Annotated in this window: 20 protein-coding genes; 17 read left to right on the plus strand and 3 right to left on the minus strand. The window is 72.4% G+C overall.

The genetic code is table 11. From position 1 onward, the window contains the following. Positions 1-83 precede the first annotated feature (83 nt). The 7 genes from LZ604_RS04015 to holA all read left to right on the plus strand — a co-directional run bounded on the left by LZ604_RS04015 (position 84) and on the right by holA (position 7,934). A complete protein-coding gene (locus LZ604_RS04015; protein WP_234512675.1) occupies positions 84-830 on the plus strand; it encodes a hypothetical protein in 747 nt (248 codons plus the stop codon). 72 nt (positions 831-902) lie between these two features. Continuing rightward, a complete protein-coding gene (locus tag LZ604_RS04020) occupies positions 903-1,748 on the plus strand; it encodes a DegV family protein (RefSeq protein WP_234512676.1) in 846 nt (281 codons plus the stop codon). 186 nt (positions 1,749-1,934) lie between these two features. Further along, the gene (locus LZ604_RS04025) at positions 1,935-2,969 is read left to right on the plus strand and encodes a ComEA family DNA-binding protein (RefSeq protein WP_234512677.1); all 1,035 of its coding nucleotides are present in this window, start codon (positions 1,935-1,937) and stop codon (positions 2,967-2,969) included. Positions 2,970-2,977: 8 nt separating this feature from the next. After that, positions 2,978-5,626: a ComEC/Rec2 family competence protein gene (locus LZ604_RS04030; protein WP_372482085.1), complete on the plus strand. Its 2,649-nt coding sequence runs from the start codon at positions 2,978-2,980 to the stop codon at positions 5,624-5,626. 4 nt (positions 5,627-5,630) lie between these two features. After that, positions 5,631-6,467, plus strand: a complete 837-nt coding sequence (locus LZ604_RS04035) for an arylamine N-acetyltransferase family protein (protein WP_234512678.1) — start codon at positions 5,631-5,633, stop codon at positions 6,465-6,467. A 146-nt stretch (positions 6,468-6,613) separates the two neighbouring features. Further along, complete coding sequence (locus tag LZ604_RS04040; RefSeq protein WP_234512679.1) at positions 6,614-6,859, plus strand: hypothetical protein; 246 nt, start codon at positions 6,614-6,616, stop codon at positions 6,857-6,859. Positions 6,860-6,944: 85 nt separating this feature from the next. Continuing rightward, entirely contained in the window at positions 6,945-7,934 is a 990-nt protein-coding gene (gene holA / locus LZ604_RS04045; RefSeq protein ID WP_267970942.1) for a DNA polymerase III subunit delta, read from the plus strand. A gap of 203 nt (positions 7,935-8,137) precedes the next feature. Here the strand turns inward: holA and rpsT are convergent, their stop codons facing one another. Further along, on the minus strand, positions 8,138-8,404 hold the full coding sequence (gene rpsT / locus LZ604_RS04050) for a 30S ribosomal protein S20 (RefSeq protein WP_234512684.1): 267 nt from the start codon (positions 8,402-8,404) through the stop codon (positions 8,138-8,140). Between the two features lie 333 nt (positions 8,405-8,737). Between rpsT and lepA the strand changes: the two genes are divergently transcribed. The 4 genes from lepA (at position 8,738) to hemW (ending at position 16,243) form a co-directional block, all read left to right on the plus strand. Then, a complete protein-coding gene (gene lepA / locus LZ604_RS04055; RefSeq protein ID WP_234512686.1) occupies positions 8,738-10,606 on the plus strand; it encodes a translation elongation factor 4 in 1,869 nt (622 codons plus the stop codon). 235 nt (positions 10,607-10,841) lie between these two features. Continuing rightward, a complete protein-coding gene (locus LZ604_RS04060; RefSeq protein WP_234512688.1) occupies positions 10,842-12,716 on the plus strand; it encodes an AMP-dependent synthetase/ligase in 1,875 nt (624 codons plus the stop codon). A gap of 293 nt (positions 12,717-13,009) precedes the next feature. Beyond that, the gene (locus LZ604_RS04065) at positions 13,010-14,962 is read left to right on the plus strand and encodes a SpoIIE family protein phosphatase (RefSeq protein WP_234512690.1); all 1,953 of its coding nucleotides are present in this window, start codon (positions 13,010-13,012) and stop codon (positions 14,960-14,962) included. Between the two features lie 48 nt (positions 14,963-15,010). After that, the gene (hemW, locus tag LZ604_RS04070; RefSeq protein WP_234512692.1) at positions 15,011-16,243 is read left to right on the plus strand and encodes a radical SAM family heme chaperone HemW; all 1,233 of its coding nucleotides are present in this window, start codon (positions 15,011-15,013) and stop codon (positions 16,241-16,243) included. Positions 16,244-16,319: 76 nt separating this feature from the next. On the opposite strand, the gene LZ604_RS04075 is transcribed toward hemW, so the two are convergent. Both LZ604_RS04075 and LZ604_RS04080 read right to left on the minus strand, forming a co-directional pair. After that, the gene (locus LZ604_RS04075; protein WP_234512694.1) at positions 16,320-17,129 is read right to left on the minus strand and encodes a DUF3097 domain-containing protein; all 810 of its coding nucleotides are present in this window, start codon (positions 17,127-17,129) and stop codon (positions 16,320-16,322) included. 46 nt (positions 17,130-17,175) lie between these two features. Next, on the minus strand, positions 17,176-17,910 hold the full coding sequence (locus tag LZ604_RS04080) for an MBL fold metallo-hydrolase (RefSeq protein WP_234512696.1): 735 nt from the start codon (positions 17,908-17,910) through the stop codon (positions 17,176-17,178). Between the two features lie 195 nt (positions 17,911-18,105). Between LZ604_RS04080 and hrcA the strand changes: the two genes are divergently transcribed. The 6 genes from hrcA to LZ604_RS04110 all read left to right on the plus strand — a co-directional run bounded on the left by hrcA (position 18,106) and on the right by LZ604_RS04110 (position 23,287). After that, the gene (gene hrcA / locus LZ604_RS04085) at positions 18,106-19,122 is read left to right on the plus strand and encodes a heat-inducible transcriptional repressor HrcA (RefSeq protein WP_234512698.1); all 1,017 of its coding nucleotides are present in this window, start codon (positions 18,106-18,108) and stop codon (positions 19,120-19,122) included. Next, the gene (dnaJ, locus tag LZ604_RS04090) at positions 19,123-20,259 is read left to right on the plus strand and encodes a molecular chaperone DnaJ (protein ID WP_234512700.1); all 1,137 of its coding nucleotides are present in this window, start codon (positions 19,123-19,125) and stop codon (positions 20,257-20,259) included. A gap of 145 nt (positions 20,260-20,404) precedes the next feature. After that, the gene (locus LZ604_RS04095; protein WP_234512701.1) at positions 20,405-21,481 is read left to right on the plus strand and encodes a nitronate monooxygenase; all 1,077 of its coding nucleotides are present in this window, start codon (positions 20,405-20,407) and stop codon (positions 21,479-21,481) included. Next, positions 21,478-22,215 (plus strand): 16S rRNA (uracil(1498)-N(3))-methyltransferase, encoded by a 738-nt coding sequence (locus tag LZ604_RS04100; RefSeq protein ID WP_234512702.1) that lies wholly within the window; start codon positions 21,478-21,480, stop codon positions 22,213-22,215. Before LZ604_RS04095 ends, LZ604_RS04100 begins: the two co-directional genes overlap by 4 nt. A 16-nt stretch (positions 22,216-22,231) precedes the next feature. After that, the gene (locus LZ604_RS04105) at positions 22,232-22,624 is read left to right on the plus strand and encodes a VOC family protein (RefSeq protein WP_234512703.1); all 393 of its coding nucleotides are present in this window, start codon (positions 22,232-22,234) and stop codon (positions 22,622-22,624) included. 99 nt (positions 22,625-22,723) lie between these two features. Further along, positions 22,724-23,287 (plus strand): hypothetical protein, encoded by a 564-nt coding sequence (locus LZ604_RS04110; RefSeq protein WP_234512704.1) that lies wholly within the window; start codon positions 22,724-22,726, stop codon positions 23,285-23,287. The last annotated feature ends 43 nt before the right edge of the window (positions 23,288-23,330 follow it).

Genomic DNA, 23,330 nt, shown 5'->3' on the forward strand with positions numbered 1-23,330 from the left:
TGGCGGAACCCCGGGCCTGCCCGCTGCGTTTACCGTGGAAGAGCGGTGCAGCCACCGTCATGGCCGGCCGGAGGAGGAGCGTCGTGGAAGCCGTGTTGACCGTCATCGCGCTCCTGTTCGTGCTGTGCGTCGTGCTCGGGACGTATGCGACGGTGAAAGCGGTCCGCGCGGCCAAACGCGGCGTGGACCGGACGATCGCGCAGGCCCGGCGCACGGTCGAGGACACCACCCTGCGCGCCAGGACCCTCGCCCAGCCAGGCCCCGCCGGTGAACTCGCCCAGCTCCGTCTGTCGCTGCGCACCTCCCTGCGGGCCACGCAGGACGCGCTGCACGCGGGTGTCGCCGAGGACGAGTCGCTGAAGGAGTCGCTCGGCCTCTTCGAGCGTCTCAGCGCGCACGGACGCGAACTGGACGCGGAGCTACGGCGCCTGGAGACCGAGCCGGACCGGGGCATGCTCGCCGCCCGCCTGCCCGACCTGCGTGAGCGGACCGAGCGGATCACCCGGTCCGCGGACGCGCTGCGCTGGGCGGCACACGACCGGGCACGCAGGTTCGCCGACGACGACCTGGACACCCTGAGCGCGCAGATCGACGTGGAGGCGGGCGCTTTGCGCCATTGGACCAAGGAGCGGCCGAACCCGTCCGCTTCGCCCTGGCCGGAGGCACCGGCGCCCGAGCCCGCGGCCGCCGACGGCCAGACCTGGCCGGAGACGCCCGAGTCCCGTGCGGCGCATGATCCGTCCCGGCCCTCCAGGCCGTCTCTGACCCCACCCGGACAGCGGGCCGTGTACCCCTGGCAGAGGAAGCCCCGACCCGAGAGCACCACATGATTACGCCAAGGCGTGACCAGCTCGGAGGGGCCGGGCTGCCGCGCGCGCGTTCCGGCAGGTAACCTCCAGCTCATGTCCCGCCATGTCGCTATCGTCACCGATTCAACGGCCTACCTGCCGCCGCGGACGATGGAGCGCCACGGCATCACCGCGGTGCCGCTCACCGTGGTGCTGGGTGACCAGGCGCTCGAGGAGGGGACCGAGATCTCGGCCCGCTCGCTCGCCGAGGCCCTGCAGAAGCGACGGTCCGTCACCACTTCCCGGCCCAGCCCCGAGCAGTTCGCCGAAACCTATCGCCAGGTGGCCGAGGCAGGCGCGACCGACATCGTCTCACTGCACCTGTCCTCCGAGTTCTCCGGAACGTACGACGCCGCCGTGCTCGCCGGCCGTGACGCCCCGGTGCCGGTGCGGGTGGTGGACACCGGGATGGTCGCGATGGCCCTCGGCTTCTGCGCGTTGGCCGCCGCGGAGACCGCGGAGGCCGGCGGTACGGTCGACGAGGCGGTCACCGCCGCGCAGAAGAGGGCCGCGGACACCTCCGCCTACTTCTACGTCGACACGCTGGACTATCTGCGGCGGGGCGGCCGGATCGGGGCCGCGCAGGCGCTGCTGGGCTCCGCGCTGGCGGTGAAGCCGCTGCTCCAGCTGAACGGCGGACGTATCGAGCTGCTGGAGAAGGTGCGCACGGCGTCCAAGGCGATCGCCCGCCTCGAGGAGGTCGTGGCGGAGCGCGCGGGCAGGGGACAGGTCGACATCGCGGTCCACCATCTCGCCGCCCCCGAACGGGCGTCGGCTCTCGCGGACCGTCTGCGCGCACGGGTTCCCGGGCTGGCCGATCTGCATGTCAGCGAGGTCGGCGCGGTGATCGGGGCGCATACGGGGCCCGGACTGCTCGGGGCCGTGGTGTCGCCCCGGTGACCTTCCCGTCGCGTGGGCGATCGTGGTGACTGCCCTTTGTGGGTGCGATCGCGATGACCGCCGCTGTGGGGGCGACTACGGTGACTGCCCCTTGTGTGGGTGACGGAGTTATCCACAACCGGCGAGTTTTCCCCGGGAATTGCCCAAGATCATCGCGAGGGCGGTGATGTGCCCGATCGTCGGGGCATGGCACTTCGATCACGTTCACGCACAGCCGTCTCCACCAGTGGCCCGGGCCGCAGCCCCGGTTCCGACGGCCGCACACGCCACCGGCTGCGCCATGCGCGGGGACATCCACGACGGAACCCCAAGAGCCCGTCGGCCGACGCACTGCGCCTGCGCGCCGAGGCACTCTTCGCCCAAGACCCTGCGGATGGCAAGGCACGGGGAAACGGGCCGCCGGTGGCAAACCGGGACACGGACGCCCCGCGGGACACCCCGGAGCACGACGGCCTTGCGCCCCCGGAGCGCGCGGCGACCGGCATGGCGTGGCGGGAGCGGGTCGGGCCGGCCCTGCGGGAGCGGATGCCGCTGTGGATGCAGTCGAGGTGCGGTCTGGAGCGCAGGAGCGTGGCCGCGCTGGGGGTGCTGCTCGTGGTGGCCGTGCTCTTCGCCGCGCAGCACTTCTGGTCCGGCCGCCCGCAACAGGTGCGGGCACCGGAGGTGGTGCGGGCGGCGGCGCGGTACGGAGCGCCGGGCGCACTCGAAGCCGGGCGGTCGACGGCGCACGGAGTCTCGCCCGGTCCCCGCTTTGCGGGCGGTGCGGGGGCGGCGGGCCCGGCGGTCGTCGTGGATGTCACCGGCAAGGTGCGTAAGCCCGGGCTGCTGAGGCTCCCGCCCGGGTCCCGGGTCGCGGACGCCCTGCGGGCGGCGGGCGGAGTGCGCCCGGGTACGGACACCGATGGCCTCAATCGTGCCCGCCTTCTGGTGGACGGCGAGCAGATCGTGGTGGGCGGCCCCGCACCCGCGCCGGGCACGGGCCCGGCGGCCCCGGTCGCCGGTCGTCCCGCCACGGGGGCGGCACCCGCGGGTCCGGTCTCGCTCGGCTCGGCGACCGTGGACCAGCTCGACACGCTGCCCGGGGTGGGGCCGGTGCTGGCGCAGCACATCATCGACTACCGCTCCCAGCACGGCGGCTTCCGCTCGGTCGACGAACTCCGCAACGTCAACGGCATCGGCGAGCGCCGCTTCGCCGACCTGCGAAATCTCGTCCGGCCATGACGCCCCCGATGGATCGCGGCACACGCGGGCCGAGGACACCGCCGAGCGAACGCGTCCCGGCCGTCCCGAAGACACCGCCGAGCGACCCGGCCGCCGTCGGGCCGGGGACAGCGTCACGGGAGCCCGGCGGCCCCGCCCCCTCGGCCGTGCGTGATGCGGCCCGCAGCGGGCTCGGAGAGGCGCATGCCCGGCATGAGGGGCCGGTGGACCTGCGGATGGTGGGGCCTGCGGTAGGGGCCTGGGTGGCGGCCGCCTGGGCTCTGGGCGCCCCGGCCGACCGGGTCACCGGTGTGGTGTTCGTCGCCCTGATGGCGGCCGGAGTGTTGCTGGCGGCGCGACGGGGTCGGGCCGGGGGCCGACCTCGGCTCCGGGGCTCCTGGTCGACGGTGTCCGCAGCCGCGGCGCTGCTCTGCGTCGCGGCCGCCGGGGCCTCCGCGGGGTTGCAGAGTGCCGATCTGCGACGAGGGCCCGTGCCCGCCCTTGCGGCTCGGCACGCGGAGGTGACCGCGGACATCGAGATCACCTCCGATCCACGGCTCACCAGACCCAGGATCACGGGGGACCACACGGCTCCGACCGCCGTGCTGCTCGACGGGAAGGTACGGCGGCTGACGAAGGCGGACGGGACCGAGGTGGCGGTCCGGACGCCGGTGCTGATGGTGGTCGACCTGAACACCCGTGCGCGCCCGGGTGGTTCGGTGGGTGCCGTCGAGGGGGCCGCGCGGTCGCCGTGGCTGGGGCTGCTGCCCTCCACGCGGGTGCGGGTGGCCGCCCGGCTGGCACCGGCGCTCACCGGAGGTGATCACATTGCCGCGGTGGTGCGCGTACGGGCCGCGGCACCACCCCAGGTGGTGGGCGGTCCGACCGGGGTGCAGCGGTGGGCGGGACGGATGCGGGCCGGGCTGCGTGCGGCGAGCGACGGGCTCGGCCCGGACGCGCGGGCGCTGCTGCCCGGACTGGTCGTCGGGGACACCTCGCGGGTTCCGCCCGGGCTGGACGACGCCTTCAAGCGGACGGACCTCGCGCATCTGCTCGCGGTGAGCGGGGGCAACTTCACGATCCTCCTGGCCCTGGTCGTCGGCCCGGCCGGCCTGGCGCAGCGCGTGGAGCGGCGCGGACTGGCGCCCCGGCTCGGTATCCCGCTGCGGGGCACGGCGCTGCTCGGCGGTGCGCTCACGCTCGGGTTCGTGGTCGTGTGCCAGCCCGACCCCAGTGTGCTGCGGGCCGCGGCCTGCGGGGCGATCACCCTGCTCGCGCTCGCGACCGGGCGCCGCCGATCGCTGATTCCCGCGCTGGCCACGGCGGTGCTGCTGCTCGTGCTCTGGGACCCCTGGCTCGCCCGGAGTTACGGCTTTCTGCTCTCCGTGCTGGCGACCGGTGCCCTGCTCACGGTCGCCCCGCGCTGGAGCGCGGCATTGCGGCGGCGCGGTGTGCCGCCCCGGCTGGCCGAGGCATCGGCCGCCGCGGCCGCCGCGCAGGCGCTGTGCGCGCCGGTCGTCGCGGTGCTGTCGTCGCGCGTGAGTCTTGTGGCGGTGCCCTGCAACATGCTCGCGGAGTTCGCCGTGGCACCGGCCACCGTGCTGGGGTTCGCCGCGCTGGCGGCGGCTCGGCCGGCGATGCCGGTCGCCAAGGGGCTGGCGTGGTGTGCGGGTTGGCCTGCCGGATGGATCGCCGGCATCGCGCGTACCGGAGCCTCGCTGCCGGGCGGTGCGGTGGACTGGCCCGGCGGCTGGACCGGGGCGATGCTGCTGGCGGCCGTGACGGCGGCCGTCGTCCTCGCCGGGCGGTGGCTTCTCCGGCGCCCCTGGCCGGCCGGGGTCTGCGTCGTCGTGCTGCTGCTCGTCGTGGTACAGCCACCGCCCCTGACACGGGTGATCACCGGGTGGCCGCCGCCGGGCTGGCGGTTCGCGATGTGCGACGTGGGGCAGGGGGACGCGACCGTGCTCGCGGCGGGCCACGGTACGGCGGTGGTCGTGGACACGGGCCCCGATCCGGTGCTGGTCGACCGATGCCTCACCGCGCTCGGTGTCACCCGCGTCCCGTTGCTCGTGCTGACCCACTTCCACGCCGACCATGTGGCGGGGCTGCCGGGGGTGCTGCGCGGTCGATCGGTGGGCGCGATCGAGACGACCGGGTTCGAGGAGCCACCGGAGCAGGCGGCGTTCGTGCGCGCCCGGGCTGCCGCCCGGCACATTCCGGTGACGCGCGCCGTGGCCGGGGAGCGCCGCCGCCTCGAGGCCCTCGACTGGCGGGTGCTGTGGCCTCCGCCGGACCCGGCGCCCTTGCCGGACGGCCCGAACGACGCGAGCGTCGCCCTGCTCGTACGGTCGGCGGGGCTGACCCTGCTCCTGCTGGGCGATCTGGAACCCCTCGCGCAGGAGGAGCTGTTGCAATCACCCGCGGGCGCCGGGCTGGGACCGGTGGATGTCCTCAAGGTCGCCCACCACGGGTCGGCGTACCAGGATCCCGAGCTGATACGGAGGGCCGCGCCGAGGCTCGCGCTGATCTCGTGCGGCAGGGACAACCCCTACGGCCATCCGGCGCCGAGCACGGTCGCGGCCTTGCGGGGCGAGGGCGCACTGGTGCTGCGGACGGACCGGGACGGGGCGATCGCGGTCGTCGGAGCGGGCGGCGACCTGAGGGCCGCGAGAGACTGAGGTCATGAATTCCGCACAGGTTGACGCGTACCTCGACAGGATCGGGGCGGACCATCCCGCGTGGCCCACCATCGATGTGCTGCGCGAGCTGCAACTCCGTCATCTGAAGACCGTCCCGTTCGAGAACCTGTCGATCCATCTCGGCGAGGAGATCGTGCTGGAGGAGAAGCGGCTGTTCGACAAGATCGTCGGGGCTCGCCGGGGCGGCTTCTGCTACGAACTCAACGGTGCGTTCGGGGCGTTGCTGGCGGCGCTCGGCTTCGATGTCACGCTGCTCGCGGCACGGGTGTACGGGGCGGAGCGGCGGCTCGGGGTGCCGTACGACCATCTCGCGTTGCGGGTGCGGACGGTGGACGGGGGCGACTGGCTGGTGGATGTGGGGTTCGGGGCGCACAGCCACTATCCGCTGGCGTTCGGGGAGCGGGGCGAGCAGCCCGACCCGGGCGGTGCGTTCCGGGTGATCGAGGCCGGGGCGGACGCGGCGGGGGCGCGAGGAGGCAGGGGTCCGGCGTACGGGGACCTGGATGTGCTGCGGGACGGCACGCCGCAGTACCGGCTGGAGACGCGCCCGCGGACGCTCGGGGACTTCACGGTCGGGGCCTGGTGGAACACCACCTCGCCGGTCTCGCACTTCGTGCGGTCGTTGGTGTGTTCACGGGTCACCGAGGACGGAGGGCGGATCACGCTCAGCGGCCGCCGGGTCACGGTGACGGCACCGGACGGGCGGAAGGAGGTGTCGGACCTGGCGAGTGACGAGGAGGTGCTGGAGATGTACCGGGAGCGGTTCGGGATCGTCCTGGACCGGGTGCCGACGGTGCGGCAGGGCGGCCGGGACGGCTGACCGGCATGCGGGTTCGCGGAGCCGGGAACGCAAGGGCGGCGGCACGTTCCCGGCGCGGGAGGGGGCGAGGGGCGGCGGGGGCGCCCCGGGGAACTCCGGGGTGGTACCGGGGCGTAGCGGTGTCCCGCGTAGCGGAAAATGTCCCCGTGAGCGATGTGAGACATGTGCTGGTGCTGCCCGACCGTGACACTGCGGAAGAGGTGGCGGAGGCGCTCGGGGAGCGGTTCGAACTCGATGAGGAGCCGCGGATCGTACGGGACGCGCTGGCCGGTGAGGACGACGCCGAGGACGCGCAGTGGCTGGTGGTGCTGCGGGACGAGGAGGAATCGCTCGACCCGGAGGCGCTGGACGTGTTCGTGGGGGAGTGGGACGGCTGGCGGGAGGAGCCGTAGCCCGTCCTTGTGGTGATCCGGGGGGCCGGCCTCGCGGGGCGGCGACGGGACCGCGATGTCAGCGGCGCATGCGATGCTTTCCGTGATGGCCAAGAAGACCGCGCATGACGACCCTCTCGCCCCCGTCACCCTTGCCGTGGGCCAGGAAGACCTGCTGCTCGACCGCGCCGTGCAGGAAGTGGTGGCCGCCGCCCGGGCCGCCGACGCCGATACGGACGTACGGGACCTCACCTCGGACCAGTTGCAGCCCGGCACGCTCGCCGAGCTGACCAGCCCGTCGCTCTTCGCCGAGCGCAAGGTCGTGGTCGTGCGCAACGCGCAGGATCTGGCGGCCGACACGATCAAGGAACTGAAGGGCTACTTCGCCTCGCCCGCCGAGGAGATCACCCTGGTGCTCCTGCACGCGGGCGGCGCCAGGGGCAAGGGCCTGCTCGACGCCGCCCGCAAGGCGGGGGCGCGCGAGGTGGCCTGCCCGAAGATGACGAAGCCGGCGGACCGGCTGGCGTTCGTGCGGGGGGAGTTCCGGGCCCGGGGGCGTTCGGCGACGCCCGAGGCGTGCCAGGCGCTGGTCGACGCGATCGGCAGCGATCTGCGGGAGCTGGCGTCCGCGGTGTCACAGCTGGTCGCGGACGTCGAGGGCACGATCGACGAGGCGGTGGTCGGGCGGTACTACACCGGGCGGGCCGAGGCGTCGAGCTTCACCGTCGCGGACCGGGCGGTCGAGGGACGTGCGGCGGAGGCGCTGGAGGCGCTGCGGTGGTCGCTGGCCACGGGGGTGGCGCCGGTGATGATCACGAGTGCGCTCGCACAGGGGGTGCGGGCGATCGGGAAGCTGTCGTCGGCCCGCGGCGGGCGTCCCGCGGACCTCGCGCGTGAGCTGGGCATGCCACCGTGGAAGATCGACCGGGTGCGGCAGCAGATGCGGGGATGGACGCCGGAGGGCGTGGCGGTCGCGCTGCGGGCGGTGGCCGAGGCCGACGCGGGCGTGAAGGGCGGCGGTGACGACCCCGAGTACGCCCTGGAGAAGGCGGTCGTCACGGTCGCGAGGGCGGCCCGGTCCAGGGGCCGCGCGTAGGTCGGCGAGTCCTTTCGCGGACACGTGCCGTGCATGCCGAAGGCCCCGCCTCCCGTCCTGGGGAAGGACGGGAGGCGGGGCCTTCGGTCAAGCTCTTGGGTCCGTACCCGCGTGGCGAACGCAGGCCGCGTACGGACCCGGGGTGCCGGGTGGGAGCGGATGAGAGAGGGCCCGCTCGGTTCCCTCCGGCGTCAAATCAAGTGTCAGCCCTTGAGGGCACCGACCTTGGAGGCCAGCGCCGACTTCTTGTTGGCAGCCGCGTTCTTGTGGATGACGCCCTTCGAGACGGCCTTGTCGAGCTGACGCGCGGCGGCGCGCTGGAGCTCGGTGGCCTTCTCGACGTCACCCGCGGCGGCGGCCTCACGGGCCTTGCGGATCGCGGTGCGAAGCGAGGACTTGACGGCCTTGTTGCGCAGGCGCGCCTTCTCGTTCGTCTTGTTCCGCTTGATCTGGGACTTGATGTTCGCCACGAATGAGCCTTTACAGGTTCAGGTACGCGAGACGGGCTGTCCCGCGTGCCGGTGATTTCCAGAAGACGTGTCTCGCGCTGAGAGGGCAGGAGACACAGCCACCCAGGCTACCAGCCGCCTTCCGGCCCGCCCAAACCGGTCCCGCGGGGAACCCGTCAGGCCCCCGCGCGAACCGGGGGCGGCCGGCGCGGTCACCCGTCCACGCGCCGTTCCGGTCGGCTCCGGCACGGCCCGTACCGGTCGCAGCCTCCCGCGCGTGGGACCATGGAGGCTACGTATCGATCCGACCCGAGACCGCAGACGCTGCGGACGCCTCAAGAATCAGGACCCTGCGTGCCCGCGATCCCTAGCCATGTGCCCGAGCCGAGCCGTACCGCCCCGGCTCTGATCCGCAATTTCTGCATCATCGCGCACATCGACCACGGCAAGTCCACGCTCGCCGACCGGATGCTCCAGCTGACCGGTGTCGTCGAGCAGCGGCAGATGCGCGCTCAGTACCTCGACCGCATGGACATCGAGCGCGAGCGCGGCATCACGATCAAGTCCCAGGCGGTGCGTCTGCCGTGGGCCCCGACCCACGATCCGGGCAACACGCACATCCTGAACATGATCGACACCCCGGGGCACGTCGACTTCACCTACGAGGTCTCGCGGTCGCTCGCCGCGTGCGAGGGGACCATCCTTCTCGTCGACGCCGCCCAGGGCATCGAGGCCCAGACCCTCGCCAACCTCTACCTGGCGATGGAGAACGACCTCACGATCATCCCCGTACTGAACAAGATCGACCTGCCGGCCGCGCAGCCCGAGAAGTTCGCCGAGGAGCTCGCGAACCTGATCGGCTGCGAGCCCGACGACGTGCTCAAGGTCTCGGCCAAGACCGGTTTCGGCGTCGAGGCGTTGCTGGACAAGGTGGTCGAGCAGATCCCGGCGCCGGTCGGTGTCGCGGACGCGCCCGCCCGGGCCATGATCTTCGACTCCGTGTACGACTCCTACCGCGGCGTGGTCACCTATGTCCGTGTCATCGACGGACAGCTGAACAAGCGCGAGCGCATCAGGATGATGTCCACCGGCGCGACCCACGAGCTGCTGGAGATCGGCGTCAGCTCGCCCGAGATGCTCCCGGCCGACGGGCTCGGGGTCGGCGAGGTGGGCTATCTGATCACGGGTGTGAAGGACGTCCGCCAGTCCAAGGTGGGTGACACCATCACCAGCCAGGCCAAGGGCGCCGTAGAGCCCCTGGGCGGGTACAAGGACCCGAAGCCGATGGTCTTCTCGGGCCTGTATCCGCTCGACGGCTCCGACTACCCCGACCTGCGCGAGGCCCTGGACAAGCTCCAGCTCAACGACGCCGCGCTCGTGTACGAGCCGGAGACGTCCGCGGCCCTCGGTTTCGGTTTCCGCGTCGGCTTCCTCGGCCTGCTCCACCTCGACGTGATCCGCGAGCGGCTGGAGCGCGAGTTCGGCCTCGACCTGATCGCCACCGCACCCAACGTGGTCTACCGCGTGATCATGGAGGACGGCGTCGAGTACACCGTCACCAACCCGAGCGAGTTCCCCGAGGGGAAGATCGCCGAGGTGTACGAGCCGGTCGTACGGGCCACGATCCTCGCGCCCACCGAGTTCATCGGCGCGATCATGGAGCTGTGCCAGACCCGGCGCGGCACCATGCTCGGCATGGACTACCTGTCCGAGGACCGCGTCGAGATCCGCTACACCCTCCCCCTCGCGGAGATCGTCTTCGACTTCTTCGACCAGCTGAAGTCCAAGACCCGCGGGTACGCGTCCCTCGACTACGAGCCCACGGGCGAGCAGAGCAGCTCCCTGGTCAAGGTCGACATCCTGCTGCACGGCGACAAGGTCGACGCCTTCTCGGCGATCACCCACAAGGACCAGGCGTACGCGTACGGCGTCCGGCTCGTCGCCAAGCTGAAGGAGCTGATCCCGCGGCAGAACTTCGAGGTGCCGGTCCAGGCCGCCATCGGCTCCCGGGTGATCGCCCGCGAGACCATCCGTGCCATCCGCAAGGACGTCCTCGCCAAGTGCTACGGCGGTGACATCTCCCGTAAGCGGAAGCTGCTGGAGAAGCAGAAGGAGGGCAAGAAGCGGATGAAGATGGTGGGTTCCGTGGAAGTTCCGCAGGAGGCATTCATCGCGGTGCTCTCCAGCGATGACAGCGCGGGGCCGGCCAAGGGCAAGAAGTAGTCGCCGGGAGCAGGGCAAACCGGGAGCGATGGGGTCCGTCGTGTGCGGCGCGGCGGGCCCCTGTGCATAGGTCGGATGGCCACGTGAGCAAAGCGACGGGTCGTCGCCTCTTACAAACCGGCTGGTCGGGCTCTACTCTGATGCCTGCTCGATGGTTACTCGCGAGTTAAACAACCGCCGCGAGTAGAAACAGCAGAAATGAGCCAGCCGCACCGTCGCGGGCCCGGAGGATGTCGTGAGCCACACACAGACTTTGATCGAGAACCGTCCGCCGTCTGTCGCGGCCCTCTTTCTGGAGCGTGTGGCGGCGACGCCGGACGCCGAGGCCTACCGCTACCCGGTGCCGGTGTCCGCGGGCGAGGGTCCCGACGAGTGGAGGTCGCTGAGCTGGGGGCAGGCCGCCGAGCGGGTCCACGCGATAGCCGCGGGGCTGATCGAGCTGGGTGTGCGGCCCGAGCAGCGTGTCGCGCTCGCCTCCTCCACCCGTATCGAGTGGATCCTCGCCGACCTCGGCATCATGTGCGCGGGCGCGGCCACGACCACGATCTATCCGCAGACCAACGCCGACGAGTCGGCCTTCATCCTCTCCGACTCCGAGAGCAGGGTCCTCGTCGCGGAGAACGCCGCGCAGCTGGCCAAGGCCCTCGAGAAGCGCTCCGAGCTGCCCGACCTGCACCACGTCGTCGTCATCGACCCGGAAGGCGTCGAGTCCGGGGACTGGGTCCTCACCCTCGCCGAGCTGGAGACCCGAGGCGCGGCCTACCTGGAGAAGCACCCGGAGCTGATCAAGGAGCGGGTCGGCGCGATCACCAAGGACCAGCTCGCCACCCTCATCTACACCTCCGGCACCACCGGCCGCCCCAAGGGTGTGCGCCTGCCGCACGACAACTGGGCGTACATGGCGAAGGCGATCGCCGCGACCGGGCTGGTCGGCGGCGACGACGTGCAGTATCTGTGGCTGCCCCTCGCGCATGTCTTCGGCAAGGTGCTCACCTCCGGCCAGATCGAGGTGGGGCATGTCACCGCGGTCGACGGCCGCGTCGACAAGATCATCGAAAACCTTCCGGTGGTGCAGCCGACGTACATGGCGGCCGTGCCGCGCATCTTCGAGAAGGTGTACAACGGCGTCGCCGCCAAGGCCCGCGCGGGTGGGGGGGCCAAGTACAGGATCTTCCAGTGGGCCGCCGAGGTCGCCCGCGAGTACGCCAAGGTCAGCCAGGACAACTTCCGGCGCACCGGTACGCACTCCGTGCCCTTCGGTCTCGGCGCCAGGCACAAGGTCGCCGACACCCTCGTATACGCCAAGATCCGGGAGGCGTTCGGCGGCCGGCTGCGGGCCTGTGTCTCCGGCTCCGCCGCCCTCGCGCCCGAGATCGGCTACTTCTTCGCGGGTGCCGGCATCCACATCCTGGAGGGCTACGGCCTGACCGAGTCCTCCGCGGCCTCGTTCGTGAACCCGGGCGAGTCGTACCGCACGGGCACGGTCGGCAAGCCGCTGCCCGGTACCGAGGTGCGCATCGCGGACGACGGCGAGATCCTGCTGCGCGGCCCGGGCATCATGGAGGGCTACCACGGGCTGCCGGAGAAGACCGCCGAGGTGCTGGAGGCGGACGGCTGGTTCCACACCGGGGACATCGGCGAGCTGTCCCCGGACGGCTATCTGCGTATCACCGACCGCAAGAAGGACCTCATCAAGACCTCCGGCGGCAAGTACATCGCGCCCGCCGAGGTCGAGGGGCAGTTCAAGGCGGTGTGCCCGTACGTCTCCAACATCCTGGTGCACGGCGCCGACCGGAACTTCTGCACCGCCCTCATCGCCCTGGACGAGATCGCGATCCTCGAGTGGGCGAAGGAGAACGGTCTGGAGGGCAAGACGTACGCCGAGGTCGTCGCCGCCCCCGTCACGGTCGAGATGGTCGACGGCTACGTCCGGGAACTCAACGCGGGGCTCCAGCGGTGGCAGACCATCAAGAAGTTCCGGCTGCTGCCGCGCGACCTCGATGTGGAGCACGGTGAGATCACGCCGAGCCTGAAGCTGAAGCGGCCAGTGGTGGAGAGGGAGTACAAGCACCTCATCGAGGAGATGTACGCGGGCACGCGCGAGGCGTAAGAGGCGCCCGGCGGTCGCGGCCACGGGGCGCCACCCCGGCCGCGACCGCCGTGATTCCCCCGTCACGGGACTCTTCCCGAAGCCGTCTTCCCGGGCGGTGATCAGCGGCCGAGCACAGGACGCAGATCCGTTGCTCGAATCTGTCCGTCTTCGAGCACATCTGTAGCACTCTTCTCACTCATGGCGGCCCACTTCGGTAACTCCATGCTTATGAGCGTGGCCGGTCTGTCACTCTGTCCGCATCGCCGGAGGCGTATTCGTCAGAGTTCGTCGGAATGCTCGGGGAGCCGTCCATGGGGCCCATTCCCACGCCACGGGAGACCATCGCCCGTGCCCCTGACACGCCCGCGACCGAGAGGCACGAGGGCGCGAGGCTGCAGACGGTGGTGCGTACCACGCTGCCCGGTGGCCCCCTCGCGCCGGGCGCCGCCCGCCGTTTCATGCGCGCCGCCCTCTGCGCGTGGGCCGAGGCGGCCGAACCCGACACCTTCACCGAGCGGCTGGTCGACGACGCCCTGGTCGTGGTCAGCGAACTGGTCACCAACGCGGTCGTGCACGCGGGCACGGACGTCGACATCCTCTGCTGCTTCCGCGACGTGGAGGACGAACCTCCCGGCCTCCTCGTCGAGGTCTCCGACCACCACCCCTCGCGGGCGGTACGGGACGACGTCACCGAACGCTCCTACGGCATACCCGAGCACGGCCGCGGTCTGCGCCTGGTCGCCACGCTCGCCACGGCCTGGGGCATCACCTACCGCACCGCGTCCAAGACCGTCTGGGCACAGCTGCCCCTCGACGGCCACTCGGCCGTTTCGGACGGCATGGAGGGGTACGCCGGTGAGGGCGGCGCCCTGGACTGCGGGCTGGGCGCGGCCGAGACCCCGGGTCCCGACGTCACCGCCTTCGCCGAGCCCGGACGTGGCGTCCCCGACCATGACTGGCGGGGCCGCGGTGCCCTCTCCTTCCTCGCCGAGGCGTCCGATCTGCTCGCCGGACAGCTCGACGAGGACCTGGTCGCCGCACTCACCGGGCAGCTCCTCGTGCCGCGTCTGGCCGACTGGTGCGCGGTGTGGCTCGAGGACGAGGCGACCGGCTGGCACGGTCCCGAGACGGCGGTCGCCGCCGGGCCGCGTCTCGCGCGGGTCTGGCACGGCAGCGAGAACCGCATCGAGGAGCTGCGCCGGGTGCTGGAGAAGGACCCGCCGAGGCTGCCGGAGTCGGTGCGGTCCCGGGCGGTGCCGGTGCCCTGGCCCGGGGAGGCGCTCGGCCCGCGCGGCGCGACCGGGGCGGCACTGGCCTACCGGCTGATCGCCGGCGGCCGCCCGCTCGGCACGCTCGTCATCGGCCGGGCGGGATTACTGCGCTTTCCCGACGAGGTCACCGGGCTCGTCGAGGACCTCAGCCGCCGGGTGGCGCTCGCCATCGGGGCGGCCCGGCAGTACGCGCGCCAGGCCACCATCAGCAGGGTGCTGCAACGGGGGCTGCTGCCCGGGGCCGTCGCCGAGATCCCCGGGGTGAGCAGCGCGCTCGTGTACGAGCCGTGCGACAAGGGCGGCGGCCCCAGCGGCGACTTCTACGACCTCTTCCCGGCCGGCCACGGACGGTGGAGCTTCGCGCTCGGCGACGTCCAGGGCAAGGGCCCGGAGGCGGCGGTCGTGATCGGACTGGCCCGCCCCTGGCTGCGGCTGCTCGCCCGCGAGGGCTACGCGGTCCCCGATGTCCTGGACCGCCTCAACCAGCTCCTCCTCGACGATGCGACGGAGGCGGCGGACGCGGCGGCGCGTGCGCTCGTGGCGGCGGGCGCCCCGGTGCCGGTCGCCGACGGCGGCCCCCACGCGCGTTTCCTCTCCCTGCTCTACGGTGAGCTGGTCCCCTTCGACGGCGGGGTGCGCTGCACGCTCGCCGCCGCCGGGCACCCGCTGCCGCTGCTGCTGGGCCCGGACGGCGACGTACGGGTCGTGGCACAGCCGCAGACCCTCCTCGGCGTCGTCGAGGACGTCATGTACGTGGGCGAGACCTTCGAGCTGCACCCCGGCGACACCCTCCTGTGCGTCACGGACGGGGTGACCGAGCGGCGCAGCGGGTCGCGCCAGTTCGACGACGGGGACGGGCTCGCGGCGGCATTCGCGGGGTGCGCCGGGATGAGCGCCCAGATGATCGCGGAGCGGATCCGGACGCTGGTCCACGAGTTCGGGGGCAAGCCGCCGGAGGACGACCTCGCGCTGCTGGTGCTGCGCGCGGAGTGAGGTGCCGGACCAAGACGGTCACCTCCGCGGTGCTGGACAATGGGGGACATGCCTTCCGCACTCCCCGACGGCGAGCCCGTCCCCGACGACGGCGCACTGCCCGCGCACGCGCTCGCCGGGGCCGCCCGGCGCCCCCTCGGGTTCTACCTCCATGTGCCGTACTGCGCGACGCGCTGCGGCTACTGCGACTTCAACACGTACACCGCGACGGAACTGCGCGGCACGGGCGGGGTGCTCGCCTCCCGGGACAACTACGCCGGGACCCTGACCGAGGAGGTCCGCCTGGCCCGCAAGGTGCTGGGCGACGACCCGCGCGAGGTCCGGACGGTCTTCGTCGGGGGCGGCACGCCGACGCTGCTGGCCGCGGAGGACCTCGTACGGATGCTGGGGGCGATCCGCGACGAGTTCGGGCTCGCGGACGACGCCGAGGTGACGACGGAGGCGAACCCGGAGTCGGTGGACGAGCGCTATCTCGCCACGCTGCGGGAGGGCGGCTTCAACCGCATCTCCTTCGGCATGCAGAGCGCGCGTCCCCACGTACTGAAGGTCCTGGACCGCACCCACACCCCGGGCCGCCCCGAGGCCTGTGTGGCCGAGGCGCGGGCGGCCGGCTTCGAGCACGTGAACCTGGACCTGATCTACGGCACGCCGGGCGAGTCGGACGACGACTGGCGGGCGTCGCTGGACGCGGCGCTCGGCGCGGGCCCCGACCACGTCTCGGCGTACGCGCTGATCGTCGAGGAGGGCACCCGGCTCGCCCGCCGCATCCGCCGGGGCGAGATACCGATGACGGACGACGACGTCCACGCGGACCGCTATCTGATCGCGGACGAGGTGCTCGGATCGGCGGGCTTCGACTGGTACGAGGTCTCCAACTGGGCCACCTCGGAATCCGGCCGCTGTGTGCACAACGAGCTGTACTGGCGCGGCGCCGACTGGTGGGGCGCGGGGCCCGGCGCGCACAGCCATGTGGGCGGCGTGCGCTGGTGGAACGTGAAGCATCCGGGGGCGTACGCGGCGGCGCTTGCGGCCGGGCGGTCGCCGGGAGCCGGGCGAGAGCTTCTGTCGGACGAGGACCGCCGGGTGGAGCGGATCCTGCTGGAGCTGCGCCTGCGGGAGGGCGCGCCGCTGTCGCTGCTGCGGGAGGAGGGGCTTGCGGCCTCGCGCCGGGCGCTGACGGAGGGACTGCTGGAGCAGGGGCCGTACGACGAGGGCCGGGCGGTTCTCACCCTACGGGGGCGGCTGCTGGCGGACGCGGTGGTGCGGGACCTGGTGGACTGATCACCCCGTCGGCAGGACGTCGATGTCCTCGACGAAGCCAGTGAGCCCGTACCGGACCTGGTGACGTTCCCCGGAGTCAAGCCCCACCACTGTCCGTGACGAAGTCGATCAGCTCCTCCACCCTCCCCAGCAACTCCGGCTCCAGATCCCTGTAGGACCGCACCCGCCCCAGAATCCCCTGCCAGGCCGCGCCCGTGTTCTCCGGCCAGCCCAGCGCCCGGCACACCCCCTTCTTCCAGTCCTGCCCGTGCGGGACGCGCGGCCACTCCCCGATCCCCAGCGCCGCCGGCTTCACGGCCTCCCAGATGTCGATGTACGGGTGGCCCACCACCAGCGCATGCTCGCTCGTCACCGACTGAGCGATCCGCCACTCCTTGGTGCCCGGGACCAGGTGGTCCACCAGGACGCCGAGACGGGCGTCGGGGCCGGGGGAGAAGGCGGCCACGATCGACGGCAGGTCGTCGACGCCCTCCAGGTACTCCACCACCACACCCTCGATGCGCAGGTCGTCGCCCCACACCTTCTCGACCAGCTCCGCGTCGTGGCGCCCCTCCACATAGATGCGGCCGGCGCGGGCCACTCTCGCGCGCGCCCCCGGGACGGCCACCGAACCCGACGCCGTGCGTGTGGGACGCACCGGCGCCTTGGACGGGCGTACCAGTGTCACCACCCGGCCCTCCAGCAGGAACCCCCGCGGCTGAAGCGGGAACACCCGGTGCTTGCCGAAGCGGTCCTCCAGGGTCACCGTCCCCGCCTCGCAGCGGATCACCGCACCGCAGAAGCCGGTGCGCGGCTCCTCGACCACCAGACCGGGATCCGCCGGGACCTCCGGCACGGGCTGGGGCTTCTTCCACGGCGGGGTCAGGTCCGGCGAGTAGTGGCGCATTCGGATGACGATAGGAGAAGCCCGGACGCGAGGGTCGCGGGAGCCGTCACGACACGCCGAAACGGGCGGCCAGTTCGTCGCGCTGCGCCCGGACGAACGCCGCGTCCACCACGGCACCGTGTCCCGGCACGTACAGCGCGTCCCGGCCGCCCAGGTCGAGCAGCCGGTCCAGGGCCGCGGGCCAGTGCGAGGGAACCGCGTCCGGGCCCGCCTGCGGCTCGCCGGACTCCTCCACCAGATCACCGCAGAACACCACCTCCCGCTCGCCGGGGACGAGGACCACCAGATCGTGGGCCGTATGGGCCGGGCCCACGTTCGCCAGCAGCACCTGCACCCCGCCCAGGTCCAGCGTCCATTCGCCCGAGACCGGATGACGCGGGCGGACCAGCAGCTCCGCGGCCTCGGCCGCCTCGGCCGCGTCCAGACCGTGCCTCACCGCGTCGGCGACCAGCGCGTCACGCTCGTGCCGGAACACCGCGTCGAGGCCCACCGCCCCGAACACCTCCGCGCCCGCGAACGCCGCCGCTCCGAGGACATGGTCGAAGTGCGGGTGCGTGAGCGCGAGATGCGTCACACGCCCCTCCCCGCCGAGCGGCGCGAGCAGCCGCCGCGTCTCGGTGCGCAGCCGCGCTCCCTCGGCCAGGCTCGACCCGGCGTCGACCATGAGCACCGCATGCTCGCCGACCACCAGTCCCGCCGTGCAGTCCCAGCCCGGAAGCCGCGTGCGCCCCGCCCGGTCGCTGAGCGCCTCCCATCCGGACTCTTCCCACCACACCGTCATGGGGGCGACGCTATCCCGCAGGCGCCCTGCCTGGCAGGACACCCGGGGACAGGTCGGTACACGTCGGTACGGCGGCGGAGCCCGCCCTTGCCCGGGGCGTACCCGACGGCCGTACACTTGCTCCGGGGATGCTGGCACTCACCTGCGCAGAGTGCCAGAGAAGCGTCAGGGCGACAGACCGCTGGAGGTGTGCGCATGCTCAGTGAACGCAGGCTCGAAGTGCTGCGCGCCATCGTCCAGGACTATGTGGGCACCGAGGAGTCGGTGGGTTCCAAGGCGCTCACCGAGCGGCACAACCTCGGCGTCTCGCCGGCCACCGTCCGCAACGACATGGCCGTGCTGGAGGAGGAGGGCTACATCGCCCAGCCGCACACCAGTGCCGGACGCATCCCCACGGACAAGGGCTACCGCCTCTTCGTCGACAGGCTCGCGGCCGTCAAGCCGATGAGCCCGCCCGAGCGCCGCGCGATCCAGAACTACCTGGAGGGCGCCGTCGACCTCGACGACGTCGTGGCGCGTACGGTACGGCTGCTCGCGCAGCTCACCCGGCAGGTCGCCGTCGTGCAGTACCCCTCGCTGACGCGCTCGACGGTGCGCCATGTGGAGCTGCTGTCGATGGCGCCCGCGCGGCTGATGCTGGTTCTGATCACCGACACCGGCCGGGTCGAGCAGCGCATGATCGACTGCCCCGCGCCGTTTGGAGAAACGTCTCTCGCCGATCTGCGGGCGCGACTCAACAGCCGGATCGTCGGCCGCCGATTCACGGATGTGCCGCAGCTGGTGCAGGACCTGCCCGAGGCCTTCGAGCTGGAGGACCGGGGCACGGTCTCCACGGTGCTCTCCACCCTCCTGGAGACGCTCGTGGAGGAGACCGAGGAGCGCCTGATCATCGGCGGCACCGCCAACCTCACCCGCTTCGTGCACGACTTCCCTCTCACCATCCGTCCCGTCCTGGAGGCGCTGGAGGAGCAGGTCGTCCTCCTCAAGCTGCTGGGCGAGGCAAAGGATCCGGCCATGCGGGTGCGTATCGGCCATGAGAACGCGCACGAGGGACTCAACTCCACGTCGGTGGTCTCCGTGGGCTACGGTTCGGGCGGCGAGGCAGTAGCGAAACTCGGCGTGGTCGGACCGACCCGCATGGATTACCCGGGAACGATGGGAGCGGTACGAGCGGTGGCACGGTACGTCGGACAGATCCTGGCGGAGTCGTAAGTGGCCACGGACTACTACGCCGTGCTCGGCGTGCGCCGCGACGCGTCGCAGGAAGAGATCAAGAAGGCGTTCCGCCGGCTCGCCCGCGAGCTGCACCCGGACGTCAACCCCGATCCCAAGACGCAGGAGCGGTTCAAGGAGATCAACGCGGCGTACGAGGTGCTCTCGGACCCGCAGAAGAAGCAGGTCTACGACCTCGGCGGCGATCCCCTGTCCCAGGCCGGCGCCGCGGGCGCGGGCGGCTTCGGAGCGGGCGGCTTCGGGAACTTCTCGGACATCATGGACGCGTTCTTCGGCACGGCGTCGCAGCGCGGTCCGCGCTCGCGTACCCGCCGGGGCCAGGACGCCATGATCCGCCTGGAGATCGAGCTCGACGAGGCGGCCTTCGGCACCACGAAGGACATCCAGGTCGACACGGCCGTGGTCTGCAACACCTGCAACGGCGAGGGCGCCGCGCCCGGCACGTCCGCGCAGACCTGCGACATGTGCCGCGGTCGCGGTGAGGTCTCGCAGGTCACGCGGTCGTTCCTGGGCCAGGTCATGACCTCCCGGCCCTGCCCGCAGTGCCAGGGCTTCGGCACCATCGTCCCGAACCCGTGCCCGGAGTGCGCGGGCGACGGCCGGGTGCGCTCCCGCCGGACTCTCACCGTCAAGATCCCCGCGGGCGTCGACAACGGAACCCGCATCCAGCTCGCGGGCGAGGGCGAGGTCGGCCCCGGCGGCGGACCCGCCGGCGACCTGTACGTCGAGATCCACGAGCTGCCGCACGCGGTGTTCCAGCGCCGCGGCGACGACCTGCACTGCACGGTCACCCTCCCGATGACGGCGGCGGCCCTCGGCACGAAGGTGCCGCTGGAGACGCTGGACGGCATGGAGGAGGTCGACATCCGTCCCGGCACCCAGTCCGGGCAGTCGATCCCGCTGCACAACCGCGGCGTCACGCATCTGCGCGGCGGCGGCCGGGGCGACCTGATCGTGCATGTCGAGGTGCAGACGCCGGCGAAGCTGGACCCCGAGCAGGAGCGCCTGCTGAGGGAACTGGCGAAGCTGCGGGGCGAGGAACGGCCGCAGGGGCAGTTCCAGCCGGGGCAGCAGGGCCTGTTCTCCCGTCTGAAGGACGCGTTCAACGGGCGCTGACGGGGTCGGTGGCGTAGGCCGCCGCCCGGGGGCCGGCCCCCGGGCGGCACACTCCCACCGGCCCTGATCCGCGGACCCTTCCCCTGGCATGTGCCCGCGGACGGCCGGATTCGGACTTGTTCGGAGGACGTGACAACATGCCGTCATGTCCTCCGTGCTGACCGATCTGCTCCATCACCCGATCGTGCAGGCCCCCATGGCGGGCGGTGTCTCCGTGCCCCAGCTCGCCGCCGCCGTGTCCGAGGCGGGTGGCCTCGGGTTCCTCGCCGCCGGGTACAAGACCGCCGACGGCATGTACCAGGAGATCAAGCAGCTTCGCGGGCTCACGGCCCGCCCCTTCGGCGTGAACGTGTTCATGCCGCAGCCCGACCAGGCGGACCCCGCCGCCGTCGAGGTCTACGCCGAACAGCTCGCCGGCGAGGCCGCCTGGTACGAGACCGAGCTGGGCGACCCCGAGGCCGGCCGCGACGACGGCTACGACGTCAAGCTCGCCGTACTCCTCGACAACCCGGTGCCGGTGGTCTCCTTCCACTTCGGCGTCCCCGACCCGTCGGTCCTGGAGTCCCTGCGCCGCGCGGGCACCTTCACCCTGGTCACGGCGACCACCGCCGAGGAGGCCCTCGCCGTGCAGGAGGCGGGCGCCGACGCGGTGATCGCGCAGGGCATCGAGGCCGGCGGCCACCAGGGCACCCACCGCGACAGCGCCGAGAACGACGGCTCCGGCATCGGCCTGCTCTCCCTGGTCGCCCAGGTCCGCGAGGCCGTGCGGCTCCCGATCGTGGCGGCCGGCGGCCTCATGCGCGGCAGCCAGATCGCCGCGGTGCTCGCGGCGGGCGCGAGCGCGGCCCAGCTCGGCACCGCGTTTCTCGCCACGCCCGAGTCCGGCGCCCACCCCCTGCACAAGCAGGCGCTGACCGACCCCCTGTTCGTGCGGACGGAGCTGACGCGCGCGTTCTCCGGGCGCCCGGCGCGCGGCCTGGTCAACCGGTTCATGAGGGAGCACGGGCCGTACGCGCCCGCCGCCTACCCCGAGATCAACCACCTCACCTCGCCGCTGCGCAAGGCGGCCGCCAAGGCGAAAGACCCGCAGGGCATGGGCCTGTGGGCCGGTCAGGGCCACCGCATGGCGCGCGACCTGCCCGCCGGGCGGCTGGTGGAGGTGCTGGCCGCGGAGCTCCGGGAGGCGGCGACAGCGTTGTCCACGCAGGGTGGCGGGCGATGACGGCCCCCGTGTTCGTCGTGGACCGGCTCGACGGCATCGGGCCCGAGTTCGTGCTCGACGGCCCGGAGGGGCGGCACGCGGTCTCGGTGAAGCGGCTGCGGCCGGGGGAGGCCGTCGTCCTGACCGACGGCGCCGGACGCCGGGCGCAGTGCGAGGTCGTCGGCACCGAGGGCAAGGACCGGCTGCTCGTCCAGGTCACCTCGCTGTCCGAGGAGCCGCCCGAGGCACCCCGCATCACCGTCGTCCAGGCCCTCCCCAAGGGCGACCGGGGCGAGCTGGCCGTCGAGACCATGACCGAGGTCGGCGTCGACGCCATCGTCCCGTGGCAGGCGTCCCGGTGCATCACCCAGTGGAAGGGCGACCGGGGGCTGAAGGCCCTCGGCAAGTGGCGGGCCACCGCCCGCGAGGCGGGCAAGCAGTCCCGCCGGGTGCGCTTCCCCGAGGTCGCGGACGCGGCGACGACCAAGCAGGTTGCGACACTTCTGGCCAAGGCCGACTTCGCCGCGGTCCTGCACGAGAGCGGAGAGGAACCCCTCGCGACCGTGGAACTCCCCGCCGACGGCGAGATCGTGCTGGTCGTCGGGCCCGAAGGGGGCGTCGCCCCGGAGGAGTTGACCCTGTTCGCGCAGGCGGGCGCGAAGGCCTTCCGGCTGGGCCGCACCGTCCTGCGCACCTCGACCGCCGGCACCGCTGCGGCCGCGCTGTTGCTCGGCCGCAGCGGACGCTGGTCCTGACCCACGGGGGTACGCCATGGAACTCGCCCAGGTACGGCTGCTGGTCTCGCACTTCGCCGACTGCTACCGGTTCTACGCCGACGTCCTCGGGCTCAAGCCCCAGTCGGGCGCCGTCGAAGGGCCGTACGAGAAGTTCAGTCCGGCCGTCGGCTCGGCGGGCATCGCGCTGCAGGACCGGGCGATGATGGCCCGGGTCCTGGGAGAACTGGGCGACGCGGCGACCGGCCACCGCTCGCTCGTGGTGCTGCGCGTGGACGACCTGGACGCCTACTGCGAGCGGATCACGTCCCGCGGCGCGACCCTCCTGCACGGCCCGGCCCCCATGACCGACCGCATGCGCGTCGCCCACCTCAAGGACCCCGAGGGCAACCTGGTGGAACTCCAGGAGTGGCTCCTCATGCGCGGCTGACGGCACGTCGGGAGGCGGGGCGAGGAGGGGCGCACACCGGCCTCCGGGTGACCGTATGCGCTCTACCGCCGGCGGCGGGAGAGTGGCACGCTGCCCTCCATGGGGGCTTTGAGGCGGATTTGGCGGCGACCGCGGGGATGGCGGCCCGCCGCGGCGGCCGGACTCGTGGCGGTCGCCGTCGGCGGGACCGTGGCGTGCCAGCCCGGTGACCTGAGTTCCGCGGCGGTGGCGTACACCACCGACCAGACCGCGACCCGGGAACTCCAGCGGCAGCATGTGCACGTGCGCTGGCTCAGCTGCACGGGCGGCTACGGCGGCAGTCCGACCGCCACCAGGTCCCGCGGGACACCCGCACCGACCGAGTCCACCGTCGTCAGAGTCGACTGCCAGGGGAAGACGGACGACGACAAGGACATCACCGTCAAGGGCAGGGTCACCCGCGCCGTCGACGGCAAGTGCGTCCGCGGGGACCTGCGGGCCACCGTGGGCGGCCGGGAGTGGTTCCACGTCAACGGCCTGGGCAACTGCAACGCCACCACGACGCCCACGTACCGGCCGCCCGTCACCTACCGGCCGACCGGGCAGCCCGGGCCCACCGTCACCGTGACGAAGACCATCTGGTGCCAGGGCGACCCCACCTGCTGGCCCGCCCAGGGCAAATGACGCCCCTCGGGAACCGGTGGCACCACACAAAACCCCTGTCCAC

The organism is Streptomyces glomeratus (assembly GCF_021462825.1).
Taxonomy (GTDB): Bacteria; Actinomycetota; Actinomycetes; order Streptomycetales; family Streptomycetaceae; genus Streptomyces; species Streptomyces glomeratus.